Genomic DNA, 24119 nt, shown 5'->3' with positions numbered 1-24119 from the left:
AAAAATGGCTCCCGTGTGTGGGAGCCATTTTTATAATCAGCTTATTGCTTACGCGTTCAGCAGTTGCTCAGCTGTCACTTTCACGCTTGCCAGCAGGACTTTGACATCCTCCAGACACACCGTTGGGTTCAGCAGCGTCAGCTTCAGGCAGGTTACGCCATCTGCTTCGGTCACGCCCACATTGGCGCTACCAGAAGCCAGCAGAACGTCGCCAATACGCTGGTTCAACAGCCCAACGAACGCCATGTCGTCACTGTGCGGACGGAAACGGAACAGCACGCTTGCCAGCTGCGGCTCCATCACCAGTTCCAGGTGTGGCTGAGTTTTCACAAACGCAGCCACATCACGCGCCAGCGTTACGCCGTTATCAATGATTTCGGCATACTGCTTTTTGCCCAGCGCTTCGAGACCCATCCACAGCTTCAGCGCGTCAAAACGGCGCGTGGTCTGCAGCGATTTCGACACCAGATTCGGTACGCCCGCCTCTTCATCAAAATCAGAGTTCAGGTACGCCGCCTGGTAACGCATCAGCTCGTAATGACGCGCGTCTTTCAGCAGGAACGCGCCGCAGCTGATGGTCTGGAAGAACTGTTTGTGGAAGTCCAGCGTCACGGAATCCGCCAGTTCAAGGCCGTTCAGGAAGTGACGATACTGCTCAGAAAGCAGTAACGCCCCGCCCCATGCTGCATCCACATGCATCCAGATCTGGTGTTCTGCCGCCAGCGCCGCAATGTCCGCTAACGGGTCGATCGCACCCGCATCGGTAGTACCAGCAGTGGCGACAATCGCCATCACCTGTTCGCCGTTGGCTTTCGCCTGGGCCAGCTTGTCTTTCAGGTCAGCCAGATCCATGCGTGAGAACGCATCGGTCTTCACCTGGGTGACGGAACGGTAACCCAGCCCCATCAGCGCCATGTTCTTCTGCACAGAGAAGTGCGCGCTTTCAGAGCAAAATACTTTGATTTTGCTCAGGTCGCCGGTCAGACCATTCTGCTGAATGGAATGCCCCTGGCGGGCAAAGAAGGCGTCGCGCGCCAGCATCAGGCCCATCAGGTTGCTCTGGGTGCCGCCGCTAGTGAACACGCCCGCGTCGCCTGCCGCATAGCCCACCTGCTCACGCAACCATTCGATCAGTTTGATCTCAATGATGGTCGCCGACGGGCTCTGATCCCAGGAGTCCATACTCTGGTTGGTGGCGTTGATCAGCACTTCTGCCGCCTGGCTAATCACCAGGCTCGGGCAGTGCAGGTGCGCCACGCACTGCGCATGGTGAACCAACAAGCTGTCTTTCAGAAAGTATTCAACCGCACGCTCAATAGCGGCCTGATTGCCCAGGCCCTGAGACGTAAAATTCAGGTTGATACGTTCGCGCAGTTGCTCAACGGTTTTGCCCTGATACATCTCAGGTTGCTTCAACCATTCAACGACCGCTTGCGTACTCTGCTCGATAGCGTCCTGGTAGGCAGCGATGCTTTGTGCCGAGCCGGACAGAATCGGATTTACGTCTGACATTCGATCCAACTCCGTTTAAACCGGCTTCACGCCAGCGCCCAGCAGGGCATTTTCGAATTTATCGAGGAAAATCTCCAGCTCTGCGTTGGTGATCAACAGAGACGGCAGCAGACGCAGTACGCAACCGTTACGGCCGCCACGCTCAAGAATCAGGCCGTTTTCGAAACATTTTTTCTGCAGCAGCGCGGAAAGCTCGCCATCGGCCGGGTAGCAGCCCATGTGATCCTGCGCTTCGTTCGGCTTAACGATTTCCAGACCAATCATCAGGCCCAGACCACGTACCTGGCCGATAACCGGGTAACGTTTCTGCAGGTCAGTCAGTTTGCCTTTCAGCCACTCGCCCTGGGCAGCAACTTTATCGGCAATCTTGTCGTCTTTGAGGATTTTCAGCGTTGTCAGACCGGTCGCCATCGCCAGTTGGTTGCCGCGGAAGGTGCCAGTGTGATGGCCCGGGGCCCAAGCATCGAACTGCTTTTTAATGCCCAGTACCGCCAGTGGCAGACCGCCGCCAACCGCTTTGGACATCACGATGATATCCGGCTCAATACCGGCGTGTTCGAAGGCGAACAGTTTACCCGTGCGCGCGAAGCCTGCCTGAACTTCATCGATAATCAGCAGAATGCCGTGTTCCTGGGTCACTTTACGAATACGCTGCAGCCACTCGATCGGAGCCGGGTTTACCCCGCCCTCACCCTGCACCGCTTCGAGGATCACGGCAGCCGGTTTACGCACGCCGCTCTCAACGTCGTTGATCAGGTTTTCGAAGTAGTAGGTCAATGCTTTGACGCCAGCGTCGCCGCCGATACCCAGCGGGCAACGGTACTGATGCGGATACGGCATAAACTGCACTTCCGCCATCATGTTGCTGACGGCTTCTTTCGGCGACAGGTTGCCGGTCACGGACAGCGCGCCGTGGGTCATCCCGTGGTAGCCACCGGAGAAGCTGATGATGCTGGAACGGCCGGTAACTTTCTTCGCCAGCTTCAGCGCCGCTTCAACGGCATCGGCACCGGACGGCCCGGTGAACTGCAGGCAATACTCTTTGCCCTGGCCCGGTAATAAAGAAAGTAAATACGATGAGAATTCATCTTTTAACGGTGTGGTAAGGTCAAGCGTATGTAACGGTAAGCCGCTTGTGATGACACTTTGAATGCTCTGCAGCACTTCAGGATGATTATGACCAAGCGCCAAGGTTCCGGCACCTGCCAGGCAATCAAGATATTGATTATTTTCTACGTCAGTAATCCAGACGCCCTGCGCTTTAGCAATCGCTAATGGCAGTTTACGTGGATAGCTGCGGACATTAGATTCAAACTCAGCCTGTCTTGCTAAAAAGGTATCATTGCTCTGTGGTAATGAATTAGCACTTAAAGTATCAATACGGACTTTATCCGTCATCATATCACTCCTACAACCAGGTGTAGATTAACGCCTGATTGAATAAATGGTTATAAGGGTTACCTGTAAAAAAGCGCGGCTAATATATGTTGTTTTAGCCCTGGACTCAATCATTTATTTTTCAACACATTTAGCAGGTATTTTTTCTTTATAATTCAAAGTGTAACAGCCACCCTTCATTACGAAATCCTAAAGAAATATATCTATTTAATTAACAATTACCGTAGCCAATTGCAACGCATACGATGTTATAAAAACCATGTGATTTTCATGTTTTTATTATTTTTTTACACGTTTTTACCATTAATAATGTACGCGTTTTCTTGTTACGACATGATTTTTCACTTATTTGTCGATAAATCGAATAAAAAAGTCGACCCCTAAATATAAATCACTTAGTATGGCGCGCTTATTTGCAGGCTATGTAAATAAAATTAATGCGCAGCACCCGGTAACGCGTACAGGCGACACGCGTTTTCGACAACAGGAATTCCCTGGGTTGTCAGCAGAAATGTTCGCGGGCGGACATTTCGTAAGGCGAACACCGTTTCCCCTTATGCCGAGAATGAAAATTTTCTAGCCATACTTTTATGGCGCCCTGATATGAGATTGTTATGACTCGCATTTATCCACCATCCGTCGTTGCCAAATTTGGCGGCACCAGCGTCGCTGATTTTGATGCGATGAACCGAAGCGCCAGCATTGTCCTTGCTGATCAAGATGTCCGTTTAGTCGTACTGTCTGCTTCTGCAGGCGTTACAAACTTACTGGTCGAGCTTTCTGAAGGTCTGGAAACGCATCAACAATTAGATAAGCTTGAGACCCTACGCGCCATCCAATACAACATTATTTCCCGCCTGAAGCAGCCGTCCGTTATCAGCACGGAAATCGATAATCTTCTCAACAACATCCGCCATCTTGCACAAACGGCGACCGTTTCACCGTCTGATGCGCTAAGCGATGAATTGGTCAGTCACGGCGAGCTGATGTCCTCTTTACTGTTTACTGAGGTCTTACGTGAACGGCATGCCGAGGCCGGGTGGTTTGACGCCCGCAGCGTGATGCGTACCAACTCGAGTTTCGGCTGCGCCGAACCCGAACTCAGTACCTTGCACCACCTGGTGGAGACTCACCTGCGCCCTCGTCTTGAGCAAGCGATTATGGTGACCCAGGGGTTTATCGGCCGGGATGCCGCAGGGCATACCACTACGCTGGGACGCGGTGGTAGTGATTACACGGCGACGCTTCTCGGTGAGGCGCTTCACGCCGCACGCGTGGACATCTGGACCGATGTCGCAGGGATCTACACCACCGATCCGCGCATTGCGCCGCGGGCCAAACGGATTGACCACATCTCATTTTCCGAGGCCAGCGATATGGCCGCCTTCGGTGCGAAGGTCCTCCACCCGGCTACGCTGCTTCCGGCAATGCGTAAAAGCATTCCGGTCTTTGTTGGCTCAAGTAAGGATACGGCTGCCGGTGGTACGCTGGTGCATAACACCACCGACAACCCACCTCGCTATCGTGCGCTTGCCGTGCGCCGTAAACAGACGCTGTTGCGATTACATAGTCTGGAGACACAACCGTCCGGTTCTTTCCTGGCGCAGTCCTTCGCCATTTTAGCTCGCCACGCGGTCACGGTGGATTTGGTTACAACCTCAGAGAACAGTATTGCGCTGGCGCTGGACGCGACTCACGCAACCTCAGGTGAAGATCATATACTGACCAGCGCATTGTTTACCGCATTATCCTCCCACTGTCGTGTGGAAGTGGAAACCGGACTGGCATTGGTCACTTTGGTGGGGAATCGACTGACTCAGGCGGCGGGTGTTTGCAAAGACGTTTTTGCCTGGCTTGAAGGGCATACGGTGCGAATGATTTGCCACGGCGCGTCAAATGACAACCTGTGTTTCCTGTTGCCCGCTGAAGACGCGGATAGCGCGGTTAAAACGTTACATTATCGGTTATTCGAATAACGTTTCTTATATTCCATAGCGAATATAAAAGTGCGTTCTATGCAAGGATAATGAACAAGCAGAGTCCTGGTTTTTCAACCAGGACTTTGTATTCAAACCGCAGCCCTCTCTACCGGGAAACGATTTAGTTATGACGATGAGTGGTATCACCGCGACGACAGCGTTTGTCATAATGGCGTACCCACCAGTAACGGTCACTGATTTGCTCGTGCCCGCCCACTCTGGCTCCCGCCAACCACAGAACACCACCTACAAAAATACTGAGCACGGCACCATGTGCGAAAAACTGTGGCAGATTAAATTGCGGCAATTGGTTTAAAATAGAGTAACCAACCCCCCCCACCATCACCACCAACCCTAAAGCCATGAGCACGTTACCGAGTAACGAAGCGTTTTTGCGTTTCATGTGTCACCTCCGGAACTTTGGGTTGCTACAGGGAATACCCCTAATCCTTATGTGTAAAGTATAGACAACACTGCCGTTCGCAAGTGCGGGAGCGATCACAATTACAAACACTCGCGCAACAAAACTTTACAAATAAGCTACTGAACATACTCAATTTCTAATAGTCCATTTGTGCAATTATTCAGCTTTTGGCGATTAGTACGCAGTTTTTTGTCAAGAGCAGCGTCAGACAGTAAACTACACGTCGTTTATGGAAACACTCAGGACAAAACACGTGACGATTAAATTGATTGTCGGCCTGGCGAACCCCGGCGCAGAGTATGCGGCAACGCGACACAACGCAGGCGCATGGTATGTCGATTTACTGGCAGAGAGATTACGCGCCCCTTTGCGTGAAGAGCCGAAATTCTTCGGCTACACCTCCAGAGTAACGCTCGAAGGGGAAGATGTCCGTTTGCTGGTACCGACCACATTTATGAATCTCAGCGGCAAGGCCGTGGGTGCGATGGCCAGTTTTTATCGTATCAACCCCGATGAAATTTTGGTCGCGCACGACGAATTAGACCTGCCGCCTGGCGTGGCAAAATTTAAGCTCGGTGGCGGTCATGGCGGACATAATGGTCTGAAAGACATCATCAGCAAGTTGGGCAATAACCCCAACTTTCATCGTTTACGCGTGGGAATTGGTCATCCGGGTGATAAAAACAAAGTTGTCGGATTTGTTTTAGGCAAACCGCCTGTTTCAGAACAGAAGTTAATTGATGAAGCAATTGACGAAGCGGCACGTTGTACCGAGATTTTATTCAAAGATGGCCTGACCAAGGCAACGAGCCGGTTACACACCTTTAAAGCGCAATAAGCAGGGATGTGCGGCATTTTTCTCGCGTGCTGTGTATAATAGGCAGAGTTATTTACTTTTCTACAATCTGTTTTCCATAACAGGTTGAATATCAAAAGATTAAGGTGATTTAAACATGGGATTCAAATGCGGTATCGTCGGTTTGCCAAACGTAGGCAAATCCACCCTGTTCAACGCGCTCACAAAAGCGGGTATTGAAGCGGCAAACTTCCCGTTCTGTACTATCGAGCCGAACACAGGTGTTGTCCCGATGCCCGATCCGCGTCTGGATCAGTTGGCCGAAATCGTCAAACCGCAGCGTATCCTGCCAACAACGATGGAATTCGTCGACATTGCCGGTCTGGTAAAAGGCGCGTCCAAAGGCGAAGGTCTGGGTAACCAGTTCCTGACGAACATCCGTGAAACCGAAGCTATCGGCCACGTGGTTCGCTGCTTTGAAAACGACAACATCATCCACGTTAATAACAAAGTGGATCCGGCTGACGACATTGAGGTTATCAATACCGAACTGGCGCTGTCTGACCTGGATACCTGTGAGCGCGCTATCCATCGCGTACAGAAGAAGGCTAAAGGCGGCGATAAAGACGCTAAAGCGGAACTGGCTGCACTGGAAAAATGCCTGCCACAGCTGGAAAACGCTGGCATGCTGCGTGCGTTGAAAACACTGACCGATGAAGACAAAGCGGCTATCAAATACCTGAGCTTCCTGACGTTGAAGCCAACGATGTATATCGCCAACGTCAACGAAGACGGTTTTGAAAACAACCCATACCTCGATAAAGTGCGTGAAATCGCCGCAGCTGAAGGCTCCGTTGTTGTTGCAGTTTGCGCTGCCGTTGAAGCTGACATCGCAGAACTCGATGATGCTGACCGTGAAGAATTCATGGCTGAAATGGGTCTGGAAGAACCTGGTCTGAACCGCGTAATCCGCGCTGGTTACGAACTGCTGAACCTGCAGACCTACTTCACCGCTGGCGTGAAAGAAGTTCGTGCATGGACCATTCCTGTTGGCGCAACGGCTCCGCAGGCGGCGGGTAAAATTCATACTGACTTCGAGAAAGGCTTTATCCGCGCACAAACCATCGCGTTTGAAGATTTCATCACCTATAAAGGTGAACAAGGCGCGAAAGAAGCCGGTAAGATGCGTGCAGAAGGTAAAGATTACATCGTTAAAGATGGCGATGTGATGAACTTCCTGTTCAACGTCTAAATAAAATTTGCTGTCTCATGAGGTTTCACTGAATCTCATAACAACGGCAAAATCCTATAAAATCCACGCAATTGCGTGGATTTTTCATTTCACAATGTCTCAATTCATCTCGTAACAACGCTGTCAAAAATGAGTACATGAATGAGCACAACATTCTGCCATCTTCATTTTTAGTGGGTACGATAACGGTATAATAAACAAACAAGGCCCCGTTAGGTTCACTGATACGAATGCCGCACTGCCAAGCTGAAAGAAAAACTCCATTGTCTCAATGATTTCAACTCGCTGAGCAGGCTGATGAACTGACCATCCTCCAGAAGGCCGCGACATACTCGCGAAGCGCCTGCATGGCCTGCGGCCTGAGGATGACCTGGATGTGCCTACAGGCTTGAGGAAATTGCCCAATAAAATCATTGTTATCTCTTACACATCCGGTCCTTATGTGCTGTATGCGAAACAGTGAAAAACCACAAAGCCCCGCGTAGCCTGCGAGGCTTTGTTATCTGGTGCGTTACGTCATCTGACGGGCAATATACCCTGCCCCTTTGATCGCCAGTTGGGCGATCTCGTCTTTATCACAGATAAAATGGACCGGGTTCTCAAGTCCATATCGGCTGCGCCATAAAGAACGATACATTTCGCAGCGCTGCCGCTTGCCTGTCAGCACAATGTCGCCTTGCAGAGAAAAGCCTAAACGCTCGGCCTCATCAAAAAGTTTCATGTCATCCGCCGCCAGCGCCGCCTGACAAAAAAATGTTCTTTCGACTGCGGTGCACGGCAACGAGAACTCGATAAAACGCGTAAACAGCAGCGTGCGCAGAAGGCCCGCATGATGCACGCTATCACAGGCATATTGCAGGATGTCCGCCGAGAAAAAATCGTCATCCTCTTCTTCCAGCATACTGGCGCCAATAAACGTCTCTTTTTTCACCGCCGCATAAACCTGCCCGCTCAGACTGGTAATACTGCCGGCGATTCTTCCCTGCGCGTCAATGTGGATAAGCTTGGTTGTTGAACCCAGTTCGATCATCGTCAGCGGCAGGTTCCTGTAAAGCGACGTCATCAACCCCACGGCCTGAGTCTCTTCCCCCCGCATCAGGTCGATATCCCGCAGGCTGGACCAGCTACGATCCGCCTGCGCATTTTTGATACCAGGGACAAAACGGATCTCCAAATCCAGAGGCAGTATTGCGGGATCTTTTACCTTCACCACCCGGGAGACAAGCTGCTCAAGGCTCACCGGAGCGGTGATATGCGGTATCTCCAGCAGCCCGAGGTTAGAGGTGATCATTCCCGAGGCAATCGCAAAACGCACATCACCAGTCGTCAATTGGTTAGCGTGCAGCAGTTCACTTATCCCTGCGGCAATGGCGTCTCTGAAATCCCCCTGAGAACGGGCCTTCCCGGAGTTAACGCCAACAGCGAGGAGATGTTCAGCAACGATCTCCTCATCGCGTAACAAATAGAACCTGGTCTGGGTTGAACCGCTGTCGATGATAATAATCATAAGCTTGCTCCTGAGGCGGTGGCGTTGGTTTAGAGGCTTTGCTGATAAATGGCGCGAATCTCATCGGCATCAGGCACGCGGGGATTATTCGCAAGCACGACGCGCATCGTGGTAGTGGCATTGCCAATAAACCAGTCGAAATGTTCCTCTTTAACGCCCAGAGAGCTGAGCGACGGCAGCATATTGACGTAGCCCAGCAGCGAACGCACCGCATCAATACTGCTTCTCGCCGCTTCTTCTTCGGTCATATTGAGGGTATTCACGCCAAGCGCTTTGGCGATAGCGGCGAATTTTTGCGGCGCGCTTTGCCAGGTGAATTCCATAAAGGCCATGTAAATGGCGGCAATGCCTTCAGCATGTACGACATCAAGCAACCCGCCCATCGGGTGCTGCAACGCATGGGGCAATGTCGTCCCGGCACAATCAATCGCCATACCCGCTAGCGAACTGGCAAAAGAGACTTTTTCCCACGCCTCAATATTGGCGGCATCGTCATAAACCTGCGGTAAATATTTGCCAATCAGCTCAAGCGCCTGTAATGAAAGCATTTCACTCATCGGATGGGCATTTTTCGAAATAAATGACTCCAACGAATGAAACAGGACATCTGCTCCCGGACCGGCAATAACGCGCCGGGGTAACGTCAGCATTAATAAAGGATCAATAATTGCCGCCTTCGGATAAATCAGCGGGTTCACCAGCCCTTTTTTGTCATTGGTTTGTGGATTCGTAAATACCGCCGTTTTATTCGCTTCACTGCCCGTGCCTGCGGTAGTCGGAATTAACACTACCGGTAGCGCCGAATCAGCCGGAGTTTGTCCAAATACATAGTCCCAAATTCCTCCGCTATTACAGGCCATAAAGGCAATGCCTTTTGCCATATCCATCGCGCTTCCCCCGCCGATGCCGACAATCACATCACATTGCTGTTCACGGGCGAACGCAGCCCCTTCATCGACAAGGGTTGAAAGCGGGTTCTGCATGAAACGGTCAAAACAGACGGACGTCACGCCCGCCTGCGTCAATGCCTCAACCAACGCCGCCAGCTGCCCCGTGGGCTTCGCACTATCTGAAGCAATAATCAGCGCCTTTTTGCCGTATTGCGCGGTAATTGTTCCCGCCTGTGCCAGTTTCCCCTGGCCAAAATAGAAATTAACCGGATTAACGAAATTAAATCCTGACATAATTTTTCCCTTATGGTGTGAATTCACGATGAAGTTAATGCGGCGCGCGATGCCCATTAATAATCAGCCATTCGCCTGAACGAGAAGCTACTCAATACGCATCACCGACAGTCCAAAATATATATTTCACCCTGAACCTCAATTGTGATTAATATCGCTTTATTCACCCTAATAATCCCTATATATGAAACACGAGTTTATAATGTGGTATTGTGTGAGCGAATTCATATTTCCAGTTAATTGACTATGGAAATATACCGCCATCAAATAAGCGACCTGGCGGAAATTATCATGACCTCCTCTCCTTCGACTGTGAACGGTGTACAAACGTTACTGCGCGGACTGGCTGCCATCGAAGCGGTTGCCGCAGGACATCATGATTTACGCGCAATCAGTCAGCACATTTCCGCACCGCGCAGTACAACACATCGTCTGATCAGCGCCCTGGTCGCTCAACGATATTTGCGACAAATTTCCAGCCGGGGCTATTTTCTCGGGCCAAGGCTGATTGAGCTGGGCGGCGCATCGCTTGCTGGTTATCCGCTACGCATCGCTGCCCGCCCGCTGCTCGAAGCGCTGGCTCAGCTCACTCAGGACACCGTCCATCTCGGCATTCGCGAGCAAGGCGACGTGTTGTATATCGATAAAATTCCCGGTACCCGCGGGCTGGAGATGCGCTCGCGCGTTGGGCACCGTATGCCGCTGTTTTCGACTGGCATTGGCAAAGCGCTGATGCTCGGCGCGACGATGGCGGAATGGCAGCACTTTTATCGACTGCATAATCCCGGCGCGGACGCCGGTTCCTTTATTCGCAGCATGCACCATTACGCTGAGCGCGGTTACACCCTGGATCTGGAAGAAAACGAACTCGCCATCCGCTGCGTGGCGGCACCGATTCGGGATGCCGGAAATCATGTTGTCGCCGCTATTTCCGTCGCCAGCATCGCCCCCTACATGCCGGATGAACGCATGCAGGAGCTCAGCGGCATCGTAAAACGTTACGCTGAGGACATTTCCGCAGAGCTGGGCTGGGTGGCACATCGAACCTCTCTGATTTATCCCTTCGTCTCTACGCATGCAAAAGGATCCTGATATGACTGCATTGATCGCCCTGGATTGGGGAACCAGCGCGCTACGCGCCTACCGCTTAGCCGCAAACGGTACCGTGACTGCACGGCGGGAACTTCCCCACGGCATCATGAAATTACCCGACGCGCCCAATCGGCTGATGAGCTTCCGTCTGGCCTTCGACCTGGCCTGCGCAGACTGGCTGGCAGCCGATCCCGCCTGTCCGGTTATTGCCAGCGGCATGATTGGCAGCGCCCAGGGCTGGCAGCCCGCGCCCTATTTGCCTGCGCCCTGCGATGCTCGTCAGTTGGCGGAGCAGTTAACCCGCGTCGATGTCGATGACCAGCGCTGCTTCTATATCATTCCAGGCGTTCAGCAAACGAACCTTTTGCCGGAAGTGATGCGTGGAGAAGAAACCCAGGTGTTCGGCGCAATCGCGGGTGATGAACGCCTGCGTGATGTTCAGGCCAGCGGCAGAGAATCGCTGATTGCCCTGCCCGGTACGCATTCAAAATGGGTGAGCGTCACGCAGGAGAAAATTGACCGCCTGCGTACGTTTATGTCGGGGGAACTTTACGATGTGCTGCGCCACCATTCGATACTGGGGCTGACGATGCAGCCCCCTGAAACTCCTGACTGGCAGGCTTTTGCTGAAGGCATCCGCGTCGCCCGCCAGCAGCCAGGCAATTTGCTCGGCTCTCTCTTTTCGGTGCGCACCCGGCTCCTTTGTCAGCAGCTATCGCCGCAACAACAGCCGGACTATCTCTCGGGTCTCCTGCTGGGCAATGAGCTTGCCATCGCGCTGGATGGGATCTCCGCCGATACCGACATCACCTTAATTGGTTCGCAGCCGTTGTGTCAGCGCTACCAGCGCGCCATGGCGATTTTTGAATGCCGCAATCCGGTGTATATCGCTCCCGGAGCGGCGGAACAGGGAATGTGGCAGGTAGCGCGTTACGCCAGTCTTGTGGCCTGATTTCCCGTTGACCTTTTTCTCGACCAACACCAGGAACTGACTATGGATTTTATCACCACGCTACGTCAAACCGGTCTGATTGCCATTCTGCGCGGTATACCGCCCGAACAGGTTGAAGCCGTCGGAGCCGCCCTGTATGAACAGGGATTCCGCATCATCGAAGTCCCGCTTAATTCGCCTGAACCCTTGCTGAGTATTTCACGTCTGCGTCGTATTTTACCTTCGGACTGTTGGGTGGGCGCTGGAACGGTGATGACCGTGACTCAGCTGCATGACGTGGCGCAAAGTGGCGGCCAGCTGATTATCTCTCCCCATACCGATCCGGTATTAATTGAAGAGACAAAGCGCGCGGGATTGATAAGCCTCCCCGGGGCGGCGACGCCAGGCGAGGCTTTCAGCGCGCTGGCGAAGGGAGCGGATGCGGTGAAACAGTTTCCCGCTGAGGCGATCCCTCCCGTCGTGGTGAAAGCGTGGCGCGCCGTGATCCCCGCGGCGATCCCGCTGCTGCCCGTTGGTGGAATCACGCCGCAGGCAATATCTGACTATCGCGCCGCCGGAGCCAGTGGATTCGGCCTTGGCGGCGCGCTTTACCAACCGGGTATGACAGCAGAGCAAGTGGCAAGTCGCGCCGCTGACTTCGTGACCGCCTGGCGAACGTCCTCGCCCCTTAATACATAAAAAGAACCAAACGGAGTTGACTATGAAAATTCAAAAATTTACCTCTGGATTATTAACCTCGCTGTTAGCCGCCAGTTCATTACTGCTGGCAAGCCCGACTCAGGCGGCGGATTATCCTACGCGCCAGATAGAGCTGATCGTCCCCTTCGCCGCTGGCGGCGGCACCGATCTGGTGGCGCGCGCATTTGCTGAGGCCTCTAAACCGCACTTTCCGGTCGGCGTTGGCGTCATTAATAAGCCTGGCGGAGGCGGCGCAATTGGTTTTAGCGAGCTTGCTGCATCGCGCCCTAACGGCTACAAGCTGGCGATGGGCACCGCCGAACTGACTATCCTGCCCTCTCTGGGAATGGTGAAGTTCAAAACGGAGGACTTTACTCCACTGGGTCTGTTCAATATGGAACCCAGCGCCGTGACCGTTAAAATCGACGCACCATGGAATACGCTGGAAGAGTTCCTCGCCTGGGCGAAAGAGAATCCGGGCCAGGTCAGGGTAGGCAACTCAGGAACGGGCGCAATCTGGCATCTGGCAGCCGCGTCGCTGGAAGATAAAACCGGTGTGACCTTCAACCACGTTCCTTTCGATGGCGCGACGCCAGCCGTCACCGCGCTTTTAGGCGGGCACATTGAAGCCGTTACGGTGAGCACTGCGGAAGTCCTCAACCAGGTTGAGGATGGCAAGCTGAAAACACTGGCCGTAATGAGCACTCAACGTGACGCCAACATGCCTGACGTCCCCACGCTTCAGGAAAAAAACATCGATCTGTCGATCGGCGCATGGCGTGGGCTGGTTATCTCCAGCAAAACCCCGCAAAACGTGATCGATTTTCTGACCACCGCTATCGCCGCCACTGCCGATGAACCCTCTTTCAAGGAAGCGTTAGCCAAAATGCGCCTCAACTATGTCTGGCTCGATCGTGCTGAATTCCAGGCATTGCTTGAAGAGCAGCAGCGCGATTTCTCCGTCACCATCGAAAAACTGGGCCTCGGTCAAAAATAACGGTGACGTCCGGCCAGCCCCTTCTGGCCGGATAGTCCTAATGGGAGTCGTTTATGGTTGAAAATCCGTTAACTCCGACAACGCCGCCACCAGCGTCTACGGCAGAACGACAATGCTACATTTTGGTCGCTCTGCTGCTCTGTCTGATCGCCGTAGTGGTGCTGACGATTGCCAAAAGCTTTCCTGCAACGTCCATTTCTACGGATATCGGTGCGGGCGCATTTCCTTCGGTTTATAGCTGGTTGCTGATTATTCTCTCGTTGATCTTAATTGCTGGTCAGTTCTCTGGTACCACGCTACGCCAGCTGATGGTTCTACCCACTCGCCCCACTCAGGGGTTTGGACGCTGGACGGGGCCGTTTTGTACCGTCGTCACCTGCGTGGCATACCTCTACGCCATGCAGCTTTTTGGCTACCTGGTCGCAACGGTACTTTTTATGATGCTGATTATGAAAATCTCCGGTATCCAACGCTGGTGGGTTAATGGGCTGCTGGCCATCGTGCTCTCCATTACGCTGTATATCCTCTTTTCGCTGGCGCTGAACGTTCCGCTGCCGGAAAGCAGCCTCCTGGAATCGCTGACTCTGGAGTAATTATGTCCCAATTTGATCTTATTCTCGGCGGCGTAAATAGCTTGCTGGCCCACCCGGAAGCCATTTTATTTTCAATGATTGGCGTCTGGCTTGGCATCCTGGTGGGCGCGTTACCGGGCCTGACTGTCACCATGAGTGTTGCCGTAATGCTGCCTTTTACCTACGGCATGGATCCGATTTCTGGCTTACTGATTATCTCCGGCGTCTTTTTTGGTGGCGTTTATGGTGGTTCGATTATTGCCATTCTGCTCCGGATCCCCGGCACGCCAGCCGCCGCGGCAACGGCGATTGACGGCTATGAACTGACGAAAAAAGGTCAGGCCGGTGTGGCGCTGGGCACGGCGACTTTCTCCTCTTTTTTCGGCGGCACCCTCAGCATAATCGTGCTGATGTTCCTCTCGCCGATTCTGGCCGAGGTGGCGCTAAAATTCAGCGCCGCAGAGACGTTTGCGCTGGCCGTTTTCGGCTTGAGTATTATTGCCAGTATTTCCGGTGAATCGCTGATTAAGGGGCTGATCGCTGGCGTTGGTGGTTTGCTGGTCGCGACCATTGGCCTCGATCCGATGGGCGGATTTCCGCGTTTCACCGGCGGTTTTGTCGAGCTGATGAACGTGCCTTTTATCCCGGTGATGATTGGCCTGTTCGCCACTGCAGAAGTGCTTAAGTCGCTGGAAAAAGACGAGGTAGTGAGCAAGACGGTGCAGTACGCTATTGGTCGAATCATTCCGCCGTGGTCTACGTTCAAACGTCTGATTGTCACACTGCTGCGATCCTCCGGTCTGGGCGTGTTTATTGGCATGATTCCCGGCGCGGGGGCGGATATTGCCGCTTTCGTTTCTTACAATGAAGCGAAGCGCTTTGCCAGGCCGGAAGATCAGTTTGGCAAGGGTGAACTCAAAGCGGTTTCGGCCTGTGAAGCAGGCGCTAATGGCTGCACGGGCGGCGCGCTGTTACCTATGCTGACGCTGGGAATTCCTGGTGACGCCACGACGGCGGTAATGCTGGGCGCGCTGACGCTACAGGGAATGCAGCCTGGGCCTCGACTATTTACCGAACACAGCGACACGGTGTATATGCTGTTTGTCGGAATGCTGTTTTGCTATCTGATGCTGCTTATTCTTGGCCTGGTTTCCGTTCGTTTCATCGCCAAAATGATCAACATTCCCAAGAGCGTCCTGACTCCGCTGATCCTCGCGCTGTGTATCGTCGGCACCTATGCTCTGAACAACAGCATGTTTGACGTCGGCATTATGCTGGTCGCGGGCGTGATCGGCTATTTCATGCAAAAAGGCGGTTTCCCTGCATCTCCTGTCGTGCTGGCACTCATCATGGGGCCGATGGCGGAAAGTAACTTCCGTCGCGCGATGTCGCTGTCCAACGGGAGTTTTGATTTCATTTATACCCGTCCCATCACCGCCACACTCCTGCTACTGGCGATGCTGACTCTGTTTGGCCCAATGGTACGCAAGGCCATAGCCGCAAGACGCGCACGTAAAAATCATTTGCTCTCCTGAATGAGCAGAAACGGGCAGAAAATCCGTCACTGTTACACGGAATTTCTGCCCGCGGTGGCGAAATCACGGCGCGGTTACATTTTTATCGCACAGAATAGGTTATTGTTATCGTACTGATCTTAAACATGAATATGACCACTGTATCAGGGTGAATTATGGATGCTCAACCTACCGAAATTACGGGAGTACAAACCCTACTGCGCGGTCTTGCTGTTATTGATGCCGTCGCGTCAGGATGTCGGGATTTACGCAGCGTCGGCGAGTTTACCGGAACCAGTAAAAGCACAACCCATCGGCTGCTCAGCGCGCTGGTACAACAGCGTTTTCTTCGCTTCACTCACCACGATGGCTATGCGCTTGGCCCACGCTTAATTGAGCTGGGCACCCGTTCACTGGAAAATACGCCGCTTTATCCTCTGGCGCGCCCCTTCCTGCAACAGCTGGCGGATTTTACCCGCGACACGGTTCATCTGGGGCAACGGGAAGGCGCGGAAGTCCTGTATATCGATAAAATTCCTGGCCAACAGGGACTGGAAATGCGCTCGCGTATTGGGCATCGCATGCCGCTGGTGCTGACCGGCATTGGCAAAGCGCTGTTACTCGACGCGGATGAATCCGAATGGCGTCAGCTTTTTTTAGCCCATGGCGAATTATGTCATCTCCCGGACTTCCTCGCCCGAATGCGCGGCTACGCCGACGCAGGCTTCGCGTTCGATCTTGAAGAAAATGAGCCGACGATTCGCTGCGTGGCGGCTCCGGTTTACGATGCCGGAAACCATGTGGTCGCGGCCATCTCCGTCGCCAGCACGGTCATCTATATGCCGGACGCGCGCATGCAAGAACTCGTCCCTCACGTCAAAGAGTGCGCTAAAAAAATATCGCAGGAACTGGGCTGGCGCGCCCCTTCTTTTACCCCGTAATCCCACCGCTTAATGTCAACATCCTTGAGTGTTAACGGGCGACATATCGATTGCAGCTATGTCGTCTGTTGCTGTCCCGCGAGTAGAGTGCCCCACTGCCGGGTTCTCCAACATGCAGGTTCGAAAACACACTCTTTTTCGTGCAAGAGAAGGATCGTTACCAGCCGCGAATGTCCTTTTAGCCTCCTGACGCTGACTTCTGGCTTCAGCCAGAGAAACATCGGGGTAAACGCCAATAGCGGACAGGAATAATGAATAATACCGATCGGCACGATCGACAGAATCGATTATGAACAAGCAAATGCTTTATCGTCGGACGTGGAAAACTAATCGAAAAAGAAGGACCAGACGCAGGGGCAACGTGGAAAACGGTGTGTGTAGCAGCCTGCAAGGCCTGGCGGTCAATATATTTTTGACGCAAATAAACTAAGGTGAACTATAAGAGCAGGTTATCATTCAGATAAGCAGAATAGATTTTTTGTTTATAATTTATTATGTTAGCTTAAATTAAGACGCGGGGTCGCACTCATCCTGGCTGCAATTCTGGTCTTATCTGATAGCACCACGCGTGCGGGAGGAAAAAATGAGTCAACCTGTTTATCAGAATATCGCGCAGGAAACGAAAACCTCCCTGGATGAATGCTTTGCTCAGCGTGTGATTCCTCTGGAGCAGCAGTATCTCGCCGGGCTTCAGGCGCTGAGAACAACACTTTTCGGTCAGCAGGAAATGGCTGAGCTTTCACCCGCGCAGCGTGACGAGCTGACCGCCTGGGTTGACGAACTCGATCGTCGCATCATCACCTATCAAACATTGTGCACCAAATATCTGAACGCCCTTAACTCTGAGCAGCAGCGTGAATTAATGACCTTTATGCTCTTCGGCGATACCCGGACAGCACGGGCACAGAAGAATATCCAGGAACATATACAGCTGCGCAGCGAAGCCGTGAACAGAATCAACGAGCGGCTGGCCGATCTGCACTCTCCTGAAGCGCTCGAACGTCAGCTTCAACAGCGGCTGGAAAAAGAAATCCACATCCGCCGTTTTCTTGACGAATCCACCCACTATCGCCCTGTGCGTAAAACAGGCTGAACGGTTGCTCAGCTTTTATTGCCGGATGTCGGCGTAAACACCTTATCAGGCCTACAGATGTGGAACCCGCAGGCCTGATAGCGCTGCGCCATCAGGCATTTTATCTCTGTCGTCAGCCCTCTTCGCTTTCTGATTCCCCGGCAGTAAAAACTGGTTCAATGCGCTTGATACCCGCGCTGTTAATAATGATGCGTGCCCGCTCCAGAAAACTCTCTTTGCCATCCGTCACCCGATGAATAAGGTTGATGTGATAGACCTTTTCCCCGTACAGCACCTGCTCATCATCCAGAGTCGGTAATTCATTCAGCAACTCATCGGTGTATTTCAAAAAAGGGGTGATATCCAGGCGCGTAATATCCATCACAGAACGATTCACGGCGGAAAACATCTGGTCCCCGCCGCGCAGATGAACGTGTTTGGAGTAGTGCAAAATGTCTTCGCTCAGATAGTAGTTTTGAATATCCAGAATGTGCACCTTACGGCGCATCGTCCTGACGTCATCGGGTAGCTGACGCTCCCCCACAAAGACGAAAGATTCGTTGCACTTACCGACCGGAGAGCGCAGGTTTTTATAAATTATCTGCTGTCGGTCAGGTAACCAACGGCGAAATGTCGAAAACAATCGCGCCCGAAATCCCTCTTTCATTCTGTCTTTAAAGATATAGCCAATCACCATTGCGAGAAATAGTTGAAAGCTCAGCGCTCCGTATTTCCCCTGCCAAATAAACGCCACCGCCGTCGCGAAAATCATCGCAATTGCCGCGGCGATTCCGGCAATGGTATGCGCCAGAAAGGTCTCGCCTTTTTTACGCCGGATATCCAGATACATTGGACTGCTGATATATTTTTTCAGGGTATTAACGTGATAAATCACCAGTTCGTTATCCGAATTAGGTGACGGGAAAGTCCCCGGATGATTGGCTTTGCGATACAGCATCTGCTCGCGCCAGAAAATACGCAGAGTATCGTATCCCGGTGAAGGCGAAAGATCATTGAGCAATTTACGCCCATAGTGCGTCAGCATCAGTGAGAGGAATTCGTCACCATAGTCAATGATGCGTAACGCATTGACCTCAGCCACCTTTGACATTTTTATCCGCATCCGACGATAGTTATTGAGAATATCCTCTGCGGTGGCGGCGAAGCTCAGCAGTGCCTGCTCCTGTTTGTCTTCGCTCAACTTGCCGATATAACGTACCTCTACGTGAAGCGCCCGTTTGAAGGTCAGGCAAAACATTTTGAGTCGGTATTCAAAACCCTGAGCAGAGGTATCTTTGCTCTGTTCGGTAATTAACCGTTCAATTGTCCCCAGCGTCTTCGGCACGCTGACGGACAATTTACGCAGCGACAGGGTGGGAGGACGCAGGCGAATATAGTTCTTCAGGTTTTGCTGAAAGGCCTGCGGCGGAAATGTCCAACGATTGATCTGCAAACTGGAAGGAAAGAATAGCCAGGTTTCAATATGGTAGTTTTCGCTTCGTAGAGGTTTGGTTCCGACTTTCTGCGGGAAAAAAATCCGCTGCTTAATTTCGATACAGCGTTTTCCTGATGCTTTTATCGTATCGCCTGGCATCTTTGCCTCCTGCAAATCAGGCGGTAATTTGAATTACCGCCTTCACATCAATGCTACCAGAGGGCGCTATTGAACCCCATCAGCGGCATGACATATTGAGTCCATAAAATCAGTAACACCCAAATAATAGCCATCTGGATAATACCATATTTGAAAGACTCGCCGGTCGAGTAGTGATCGAGCAGGTAACTGATGTTTGCGGGTTTAGAGTTAAAGTAGAGCACGTAAACCTGGTTAATCAGGAATGCCATCGGCAGACAGAATCCCACCACGTCCCAGCCGAACTTTTTAGCGATACTGATAATGATCGGGAACATAATGATGGTACGTGCCGTTTTACTTTCGCTCACCAGCGTGGTGATGGCGAACACGCCGCTCAGTACGGCAAAGACCAACAGTTTGCCGCCACCTGAAGGGTCGATCTGCCATTTATCAAACAGGCTGTGAATATAGAGGCCGACGATATCCGTCTGATCGACCATTCCGCCAAGGACGTAAGCACCAAAGCTGAACATCAGCATATGCCATGGAATGTCCGCGTCGTTCCACTTCATCACGCCCAGAGCCGGAAGTTTGCACACCGAAGGCATCAGAACAACGCAGGCACCCGCCACGGCGATAACTTCGGCACGCATACCGTGCACCCGGTCGGTCGCCCACAGCAACAAGACGATAATAAAGGTCAGCGCCGCGCGAACTTCACCCGCGCTAATCTTACCGAGCTGCGCCAGTTCCCCTTTCAGGCGATCCATGCCGCCTTCAATTTTCGGCTTAGCATCTTCTTTCTTAATGGGGAAAATCCAGCGAGTTCCGGTGTACCAGGCAATGGCACACTGAATCAGCGCCAGTGGACACAGGGCAATGAACCAGTCGCCGTAATAGACTTTGAATCCCGCCTGCTCCATCATCGCGACCGCCAGCAGGTTAGCTGCGGAACCGGTAATAAAGGCGCTGGCCGACACGTTATTCGCCAGCAGGTTCAGCAGCACCATGTTGCGCCCGACGTTATTGCGTTTTTCCCCGCCGGTCGCACCGTAGATGGCGGCGATAACCATAAACAGCGGTAACAGCAGCGCCGTTTTCGCAGAGGTCGCACTGATGAACGCCCCGAGAATCAGGTTGAGTAATATAAAGCACCAGAACAACAGCGAGATATTATTCCCCATACGTACCAACAGCCAGAGCGACATACGCTTCGCCAACCCTGTCACCACCAGGGCGCTGGCCATGATGAAGCTGGCAATGTTCAGGATCATTACTGGCTCACCCAGCATGGCAAACGCAGGACGCATCTTCATTGTGCCGGTCAGGATCACCGTGACGACCACGATAAGCGAGGTGAGATAGTTCGGAATCGCCTCCGTCAACCACAGCACCAGCGAGGCAAGAAAAATTCCCGTTGCGCTGTAACAGTTGGCCGGAGGAACTTTGGTTTGGGTATCGAACATTTCGATAGGCCCGACCCACTGCAAATGAAAGAACAGGAACAGCAGGATAGCCAGCGGCATACCGATGAATTTGATCCGCTCCATCCAGATACCGGCTTTAATCTCCTTGAATTTCTCCAGAGAGTAATTGCTCATATCCAGCGGATCGAAAACTTTCTTAGCGCCTTTGTCTGACATGGCCATGTCTCCTTATGCGCCTCCGGGGCAGCAAGCTACCCATGGAGGCGTGAATTTCACATGCCAACAACCTGTCTGGCGGCTTTCAGATAATTCGTGTTAGGCAGTTCGTCGAGCCCCAGCGCCGCAACCGCTGCCTTAATTCCGGCATAATCTTCACTTTCGCAACAGGCGGTTTCGACCATCGCACCGTTAAACCATACCTGCGCGTATTCGCTGATGATGCCGTTAACGGAAAAACCGTAGCGCATTTTCTCTACTTTAACCGGTACTAAATCGCTACTGGCCCGCGCCATATTGGTAAATTCTTCCAGGGTATAGCACTCTTTATCCAGCGCCATGTTGACCTGGAGATGCTGCAAAATGGTGGCTAACTCCTCACGCTGCACCGGGAATTGAAACTTGCCGCGCGGCTGGAAGATCTCATAGCCTTCCGGGGTTTCGCCGGTTTTCGTTTTGATATCCAGCAGACCGTCGCGGACTTTAACGTTAACCGTATCGGTATGTAGCGACAGAAAGTAGGTCTCTTCCGGCATCTTACGAGCCTTAAATAATGTGGCTTTGGCATCCCACATTTTTTCTTTTACCCGTTCGATAATGCCGTGGCCGAATACGCGGAACTCCGCGCGGGGAATGATTTTTTCAGCGTCGCTCGACGACGTGGCGGTATTCTTATCCATATGCGTAGCCATTGTGATTCTCCTGTTCCATTAAGAATGGTGAATGCCGCTATTTATCCCATTCGGTAAAAGGATGGGCGACCAGATTGGAGTTGAAGTAGCGCGGATCGCCGCTCACCTCTTCACCAATCCACTCGGGTTTATCGAACTTCTGCTCTTCACTTTTCAATTCCACTTCTGCGACGATCAGTCCGACGTTAACCCCCATGAATTCGTCGATTTCCCACACCACATCACCCACCGGGATTTTGTAGCGTTTCTTTTCGATAATGGGGCGCTCTGCCAGCTCATCCAGCATGGCACAGCAATCGGCATACGGAATTTCGTATTCATATTCAGTTCGCGTTGCAGAAACGGTAACTCCCTTGATGGTCAGGAACGCCTTATCGTTTATCGTCCGGATACGAACGGTTCTCTCTTTTATACTGCTGAGATATCCCTGACGATAAACGGTTCCCTCTGCAAGTGCGCGCCACTGCTCTGAGCACACCAGGAATTTCCTTTCAATTTCTTTAGCCATCTTAAGCCTCTCATTGTCGGAACATCTGTCGATAGTTATTCACTATCTCTCTTAATTGACTCCATATTAGGCAGGCTTCTGACAGGATTAAAAATTGTAAATCAGTATCAGACCTATAAGCTCAGTTTATAGATTGATGTCGATCACATTTATTATTTTCTCATTAATTTTAGAGAGTTAAATTTGATAGGGGCGTAAGCAATGTGTTCGGCTTATAGGCTGTTTTTTCAGACATAAGCGTATGAGTCCTTGTTGTATCAAGGATAATGAACAATGCCACTTAGCGATGATTATGGAATATATTTTCCAGCAGCTCAGGAAAACTCCCCCACTCATTATCTGGAGTGTCATCATAAAGCAGTGAAATAAAGCCGAGGGCGGCGCGGGACAGTGAGTGCTCCCCCTGGTAAACAAGGTAGTAATCTACCGCGAGATTAAAACCTTTGACATGAAGTTCAACCAGCTCACCGCTGTTCAGCTCATCGGATATCGCCAGATGAGGAATCACGGTTACGCCATAACCGCTGCCGATAAGCCGTTTAGTCGCCTCCAGATTAGAGAGCGTCACACGGTTTTGCGGAGCGGTGTTCGCTGAGTGACGTTTAAACCACGAATTTATTTTGGCTCTTATCCGTGTTCCTTTCTCACGCATAATGAAAGGTGATTGTAGTAATTCATCCGGACTCATATCCCGCCCGGCACATGTCGCCAGGGGGGAGTGCTTGCCCACCACTACTTTGTAGTTTTCCCGATGCAGAAATACCTGTTGTAACGGAGAGCGAATTACGGAACGTCCGGCAAAACCGATCTCAACCTCGCCGCTGGCGACCAGTTCCGCAATGTGGTGCGAGTTACCAGTCAGAATTTCCAGTTCAATTCCCGGAAAGCGTTCGTGGAAACGCTGAATAAAACGCGTGAGATAGTAAGTGCCCATCACGCCCGTCGCCCCGATGGTCAGACGGCCTACCTGTAGTTTACTGATGTCCTGAAACACGCTCTGTACTTCATCAAAAAGATGAAAAATACGCTGTGTGTATTCAAACAGGACTTCGCCTTCTTTGGTTAAACTAATTTGCCGACGGGAACGATCGAATAATGACACCTTCAGATAGCTTTCCAGTGCCTGGATCTGCATGCTGATGGCGGGCTGAGATAAAAAGAGTGCCTGTGCGGCCTTAGTAAAACTGCCGCTGATAACAACCTGGTTGAACGTCTTAAAATGGTCAATATCCATATTTAGGTACCAGCGGTTAGAGGTGCGTTTAACGATTCTGAATATGAATATACCGAATTAACACAGAAAAAGCAGGGGAGCATCCGTTCGTTTTACTGGATGACGTATTCCGGAAACCGCATGAGAAAAGGTGATAATGCCTCGCTGTCTCTAAAAGCCGAAGCGCATCCACGCAAACAGGGCGTTACCATTGTTATACGTACCTGTTCCGGGGTTATAGGGGAGGCTTTTGGCATTTTACACTGTCGTTCATCCCGCAGCTGCAACGGTGTAGTTCTGGCCAAGGACCAGTTGAGCGGATTCGCGTTTAAACTCTGCGCTGAAATTTCTTTTTTTCATTGGGACACCTGTATTGTTCTGAGATGAGCATATCACCTCTGCTCAGGTGGCCAAATTCAATAAACCACTACAGTAGAAATAAAAGGGATTTTGCGAATTTAACTAAAGGTGGTTAAGTAATAAGTGAATTAGCTCAGTTATATTACCAGGTGATAATAACCATTATTTGCAAGTAAAGAGTTAAAGTCGAAATTGCAATTTTCTGCAGGTAGACCAATGACGCTTTCTTTTGGCATCCGAAATTTTTATATTTCCGA

Annotated in this window: 21 protein-coding genes and 2 pseudogenes; 11 read left to right on the top strand and 12 right to left on the bottom strand. The window is 51.8% G+C overall.

Going from position 1 to position 24119, the window contains the following annotated elements; genetic code table 11:
- Positions 1–48 precede the first annotated feature (48 nt).
- A complete protein-coding gene (locus HV350_RS11555; protein WP_181630515.1) occupies positions 49–1521 on the bottom strand; it encodes an aspartate aminotransferase family protein in 1473 nt (490 codons plus the stop codon).
- Positions 1522–1527: 6 nt separating this feature from the next.
- Positions 1528–2913, bottom strand: coding sequence for a diaminobutyrate--2-oxoglutarate transaminase (locus HV350_RS11550; protein WP_019076946.1), 1386 nt, complete (start codon positions 2911–2913; stop codon positions 1528–1530).
- Between the two features lie 611 nt (positions 2914–3524).
- Here HV350_RS11550 and lysC point away from each other — a divergent pair.
- On the top strand, positions 3525–4886 hold the full coding sequence (gene lysC / locus HV350_RS11545) for a lysine-sensitive aspartokinase 3 (protein ID WP_016156744.1): 1362 nt from the start codon (positions 3525–3527) through the stop codon (positions 4884–4886).
- 124 nt (positions 4887–5010) lie between these two features.
- On the opposite strand, the gene ychH is transcribed toward lysC, so the two are convergent.
- The gene (gene ychH / locus HV350_RS11540) at positions 5011–5292 is read right to left on the bottom strand and encodes a stress-induced protein YchH (RefSeq protein ID WP_016153301.1); all 282 of its coding nucleotides are present in this window, start codon (positions 5290–5292) and stop codon (positions 5011–5013) included.
- A gap of 274 nt (positions 5293–5566) precedes the next feature.
- On the opposite strand from ychH, the gene pth reads away from it, so the two are divergent.
- The gene (gene pth, locus HV350_RS11535; RefSeq protein ID WP_047415432.1) at positions 5567–6151 is read left to right on the top strand and encodes an aminoacyl-tRNA hydrolase; all 585 of its coding nucleotides are present in this window, start codon (positions 5567–5569) and stop codon (positions 6149–6151) included.
- A gap of 115 nt (positions 6152–6266) precedes the next feature.
- Positions 6267–7361, top strand: a complete 1095-nt coding sequence (ychF, locus tag HV350_RS11530; RefSeq protein ID WP_016153303.1) for a redox-regulated ATPase YchF — start codon at positions 6267–6269, stop codon at positions 7359–7361.
- A gap of 511 nt (positions 7362–7872) precedes the next feature.
- Here ychF and HV350_RS11525 read toward each other — a convergent pair.
- Together HV350_RS11525 and HV350_RS11520 are read right to left on the bottom strand one after the other, a co-directional pair.
- Positions 7873–8868: a 2-dehydro-3-deoxygalactonokinase gene (locus HV350_RS11525; protein ID WP_016153304.1), complete on the bottom strand. Its 996-nt coding sequence runs from the start codon at positions 8866–8868 to the stop codon at positions 7873–7875.
- A 29-nt stretch (positions 8869–8897) separates the two neighbouring features.
- Entirely contained in the window at positions 8898–10052 is a 1155-nt protein-coding gene (locus HV350_RS11520; protein ID WP_016153305.1) for an iron-containing alcohol dehydrogenase, read from the bottom strand.
- A gap of 291 nt (positions 10053–10343) precedes the next feature.
- Between HV350_RS11520 and HV350_RS11515 the strand changes: the two genes are divergently transcribed.
- From HV350_RS11515 to HV350_RS11485, 7 genes are all read left to right on the top strand, one after another.
- The gene (locus tag HV350_RS11515) at positions 10344–11144 is read left to right on the top strand and encodes an IclR family transcriptional regulator (protein ID WP_016153306.1); all 801 of its coding nucleotides are present in this window, start codon (positions 10344–10346) and stop codon (positions 11142–11144) included.
- Between the two features lies 1 nt (position 11145).
- Positions 11146–12096, top strand: coding sequence for a 2-dehydro-3-deoxygalactonokinase (locus HV350_RS11510; RefSeq protein WP_016153307.1), 951 nt, complete (start codon positions 11146–11148; stop codon positions 12094–12096).
- A gap of 42 nt (positions 12097–12138) precedes the next feature.
- Positions 12139–12774, top strand: a complete 636-nt coding sequence (locus HV350_RS11505; protein ID WP_103777286.1) for a 2-dehydro-3-deoxy-6-phosphogalactonate aldolase — start codon at positions 12139–12141, stop codon at positions 12772–12774.
- A gap of 22 nt (positions 12775–12796) precedes the next feature.
- On the top strand, positions 12797–13771 hold the full coding sequence (locus tag HV350_RS11500; protein WP_016153309.1) for a tripartite tricarboxylate transporter substrate binding protein: 975 nt from the start codon (positions 12797–12799) through the stop codon (positions 13769–13771).
- 53 nt (positions 13772–13824) lie between these two features.
- Entirely contained in the window at positions 13825–14364 is a 540-nt protein-coding gene (locus HV350_RS11495) for a tripartite tricarboxylate transporter TctB family protein (RefSeq protein WP_016153310.1), read from the top strand.
- A gap of 2 nt (positions 14365–14366) precedes the next feature.
- Positions 14367–15878, top strand: coding sequence for a tripartite tricarboxylate transporter permease (locus HV350_RS11490; RefSeq protein ID WP_047389883.1), 1512 nt, complete (start codon positions 14367–14369; stop codon positions 15876–15878).
- Between the two features lie 155 nt (positions 15879–16033).
- The gene (locus tag HV350_RS11485) at positions 16034–16798 is read left to right on the top strand and encodes an IclR family transcriptional regulator (RefSeq protein WP_181630513.1); all 765 of its coding nucleotides are present in this window, start codon (positions 16034–16036) and stop codon (positions 16796–16798) included.
- 135 nt (positions 16799–16933) lie between these two features.
- Here the strand turns inward: HV350_RS11485 and HV350_RS26650 are convergent.
- A pseudogene (locus tag HV350_RS26650) lies at positions 16934–17044 on the bottom strand (Arm DNA-binding domain-containing protein); the annotation flags it as partial.
- Positions 17045–17381: 337 nt separating this feature from the next.
- On the opposite strand from HV350_RS26650, the gene HV350_RS11475 reads away from it, so the two are divergent.
- A complete protein-coding gene (locus HV350_RS11475) occupies positions 17382–17891 on the top strand; it encodes a hypothetical protein (RefSeq protein ID WP_181630511.1) in 510 nt (169 codons plus the stop codon).
- A gap of 112 nt (positions 17892–18003) precedes the next feature.
- On the opposite strand, the gene HV350_RS11470 is transcribed toward HV350_RS11475, so the two are convergent.
- The 6 genes and pseudogenes from HV350_RS11470 to HV350_RS11445 all read right to left on the bottom strand — a co-directional run.
- Entirely contained in the window at positions 18004–19464 is a 1461-nt protein-coding gene (locus HV350_RS11470) for a hypothetical protein (RefSeq protein WP_016153314.1), read from the bottom strand.
- A gap of 53 nt (positions 19465–19517) precedes the next feature.
- A complete protein-coding gene (locus HV350_RS11465; RefSeq protein ID WP_016153315.1) occupies positions 19518–21089 on the bottom strand; it encodes an SLC13 family permease in 1572 nt (523 codons plus the stop codon).
- 56 nt (positions 21090–21145) lie between these two features.
- Complete coding sequence (locus HV350_RS11460; protein ID WP_016153316.1) at positions 21146–21781, bottom strand: hypothetical protein; 636 nt, start codon at positions 21779–21781, stop codon at positions 21146–21148.
- 37 nt (positions 21782–21818) lie between these two features.
- On the bottom strand, positions 21819–22289 hold the full coding sequence (locus HV350_RS11455) for a CYTH domain-containing protein (RefSeq protein WP_181630509.1): 471 nt from the start codon (positions 22287–22289) through the stop codon (positions 21819–21821).
- A gap of 280 nt (positions 22290–22569) precedes the next feature.
- On the bottom strand, positions 22570–23523 hold the full coding sequence (locus tag HV350_RS11450) for a LysR family transcriptional regulator (protein ID WP_047389874.1): 954 nt from the start codon (positions 23521–23523) through the stop codon (positions 22570–22572).
- A gap of 194 nt (positions 23524–23717) precedes the next feature.
- A pseudogene (locus HV350_RS11445) lies at positions 23718–23862 on the bottom strand (IS3 family transposase); the annotation flags it as partial.
- Positions 23863–24119: the final 257 nt, after the last annotated feature.

It is taken from the genome of Citrobacter sp. RHBSTW-01013, from assembly GCF_013781985.1.
Taxonomy (GTDB): domain Bacteria; phylum Pseudomonadota; class Gammaproteobacteria; order Enterobacterales; family Enterobacteriaceae; genus Citrobacter; species Citrobacter braakii.
This window is presented reverse-complemented; position numbering and strand designations above follow the sequence as displayed.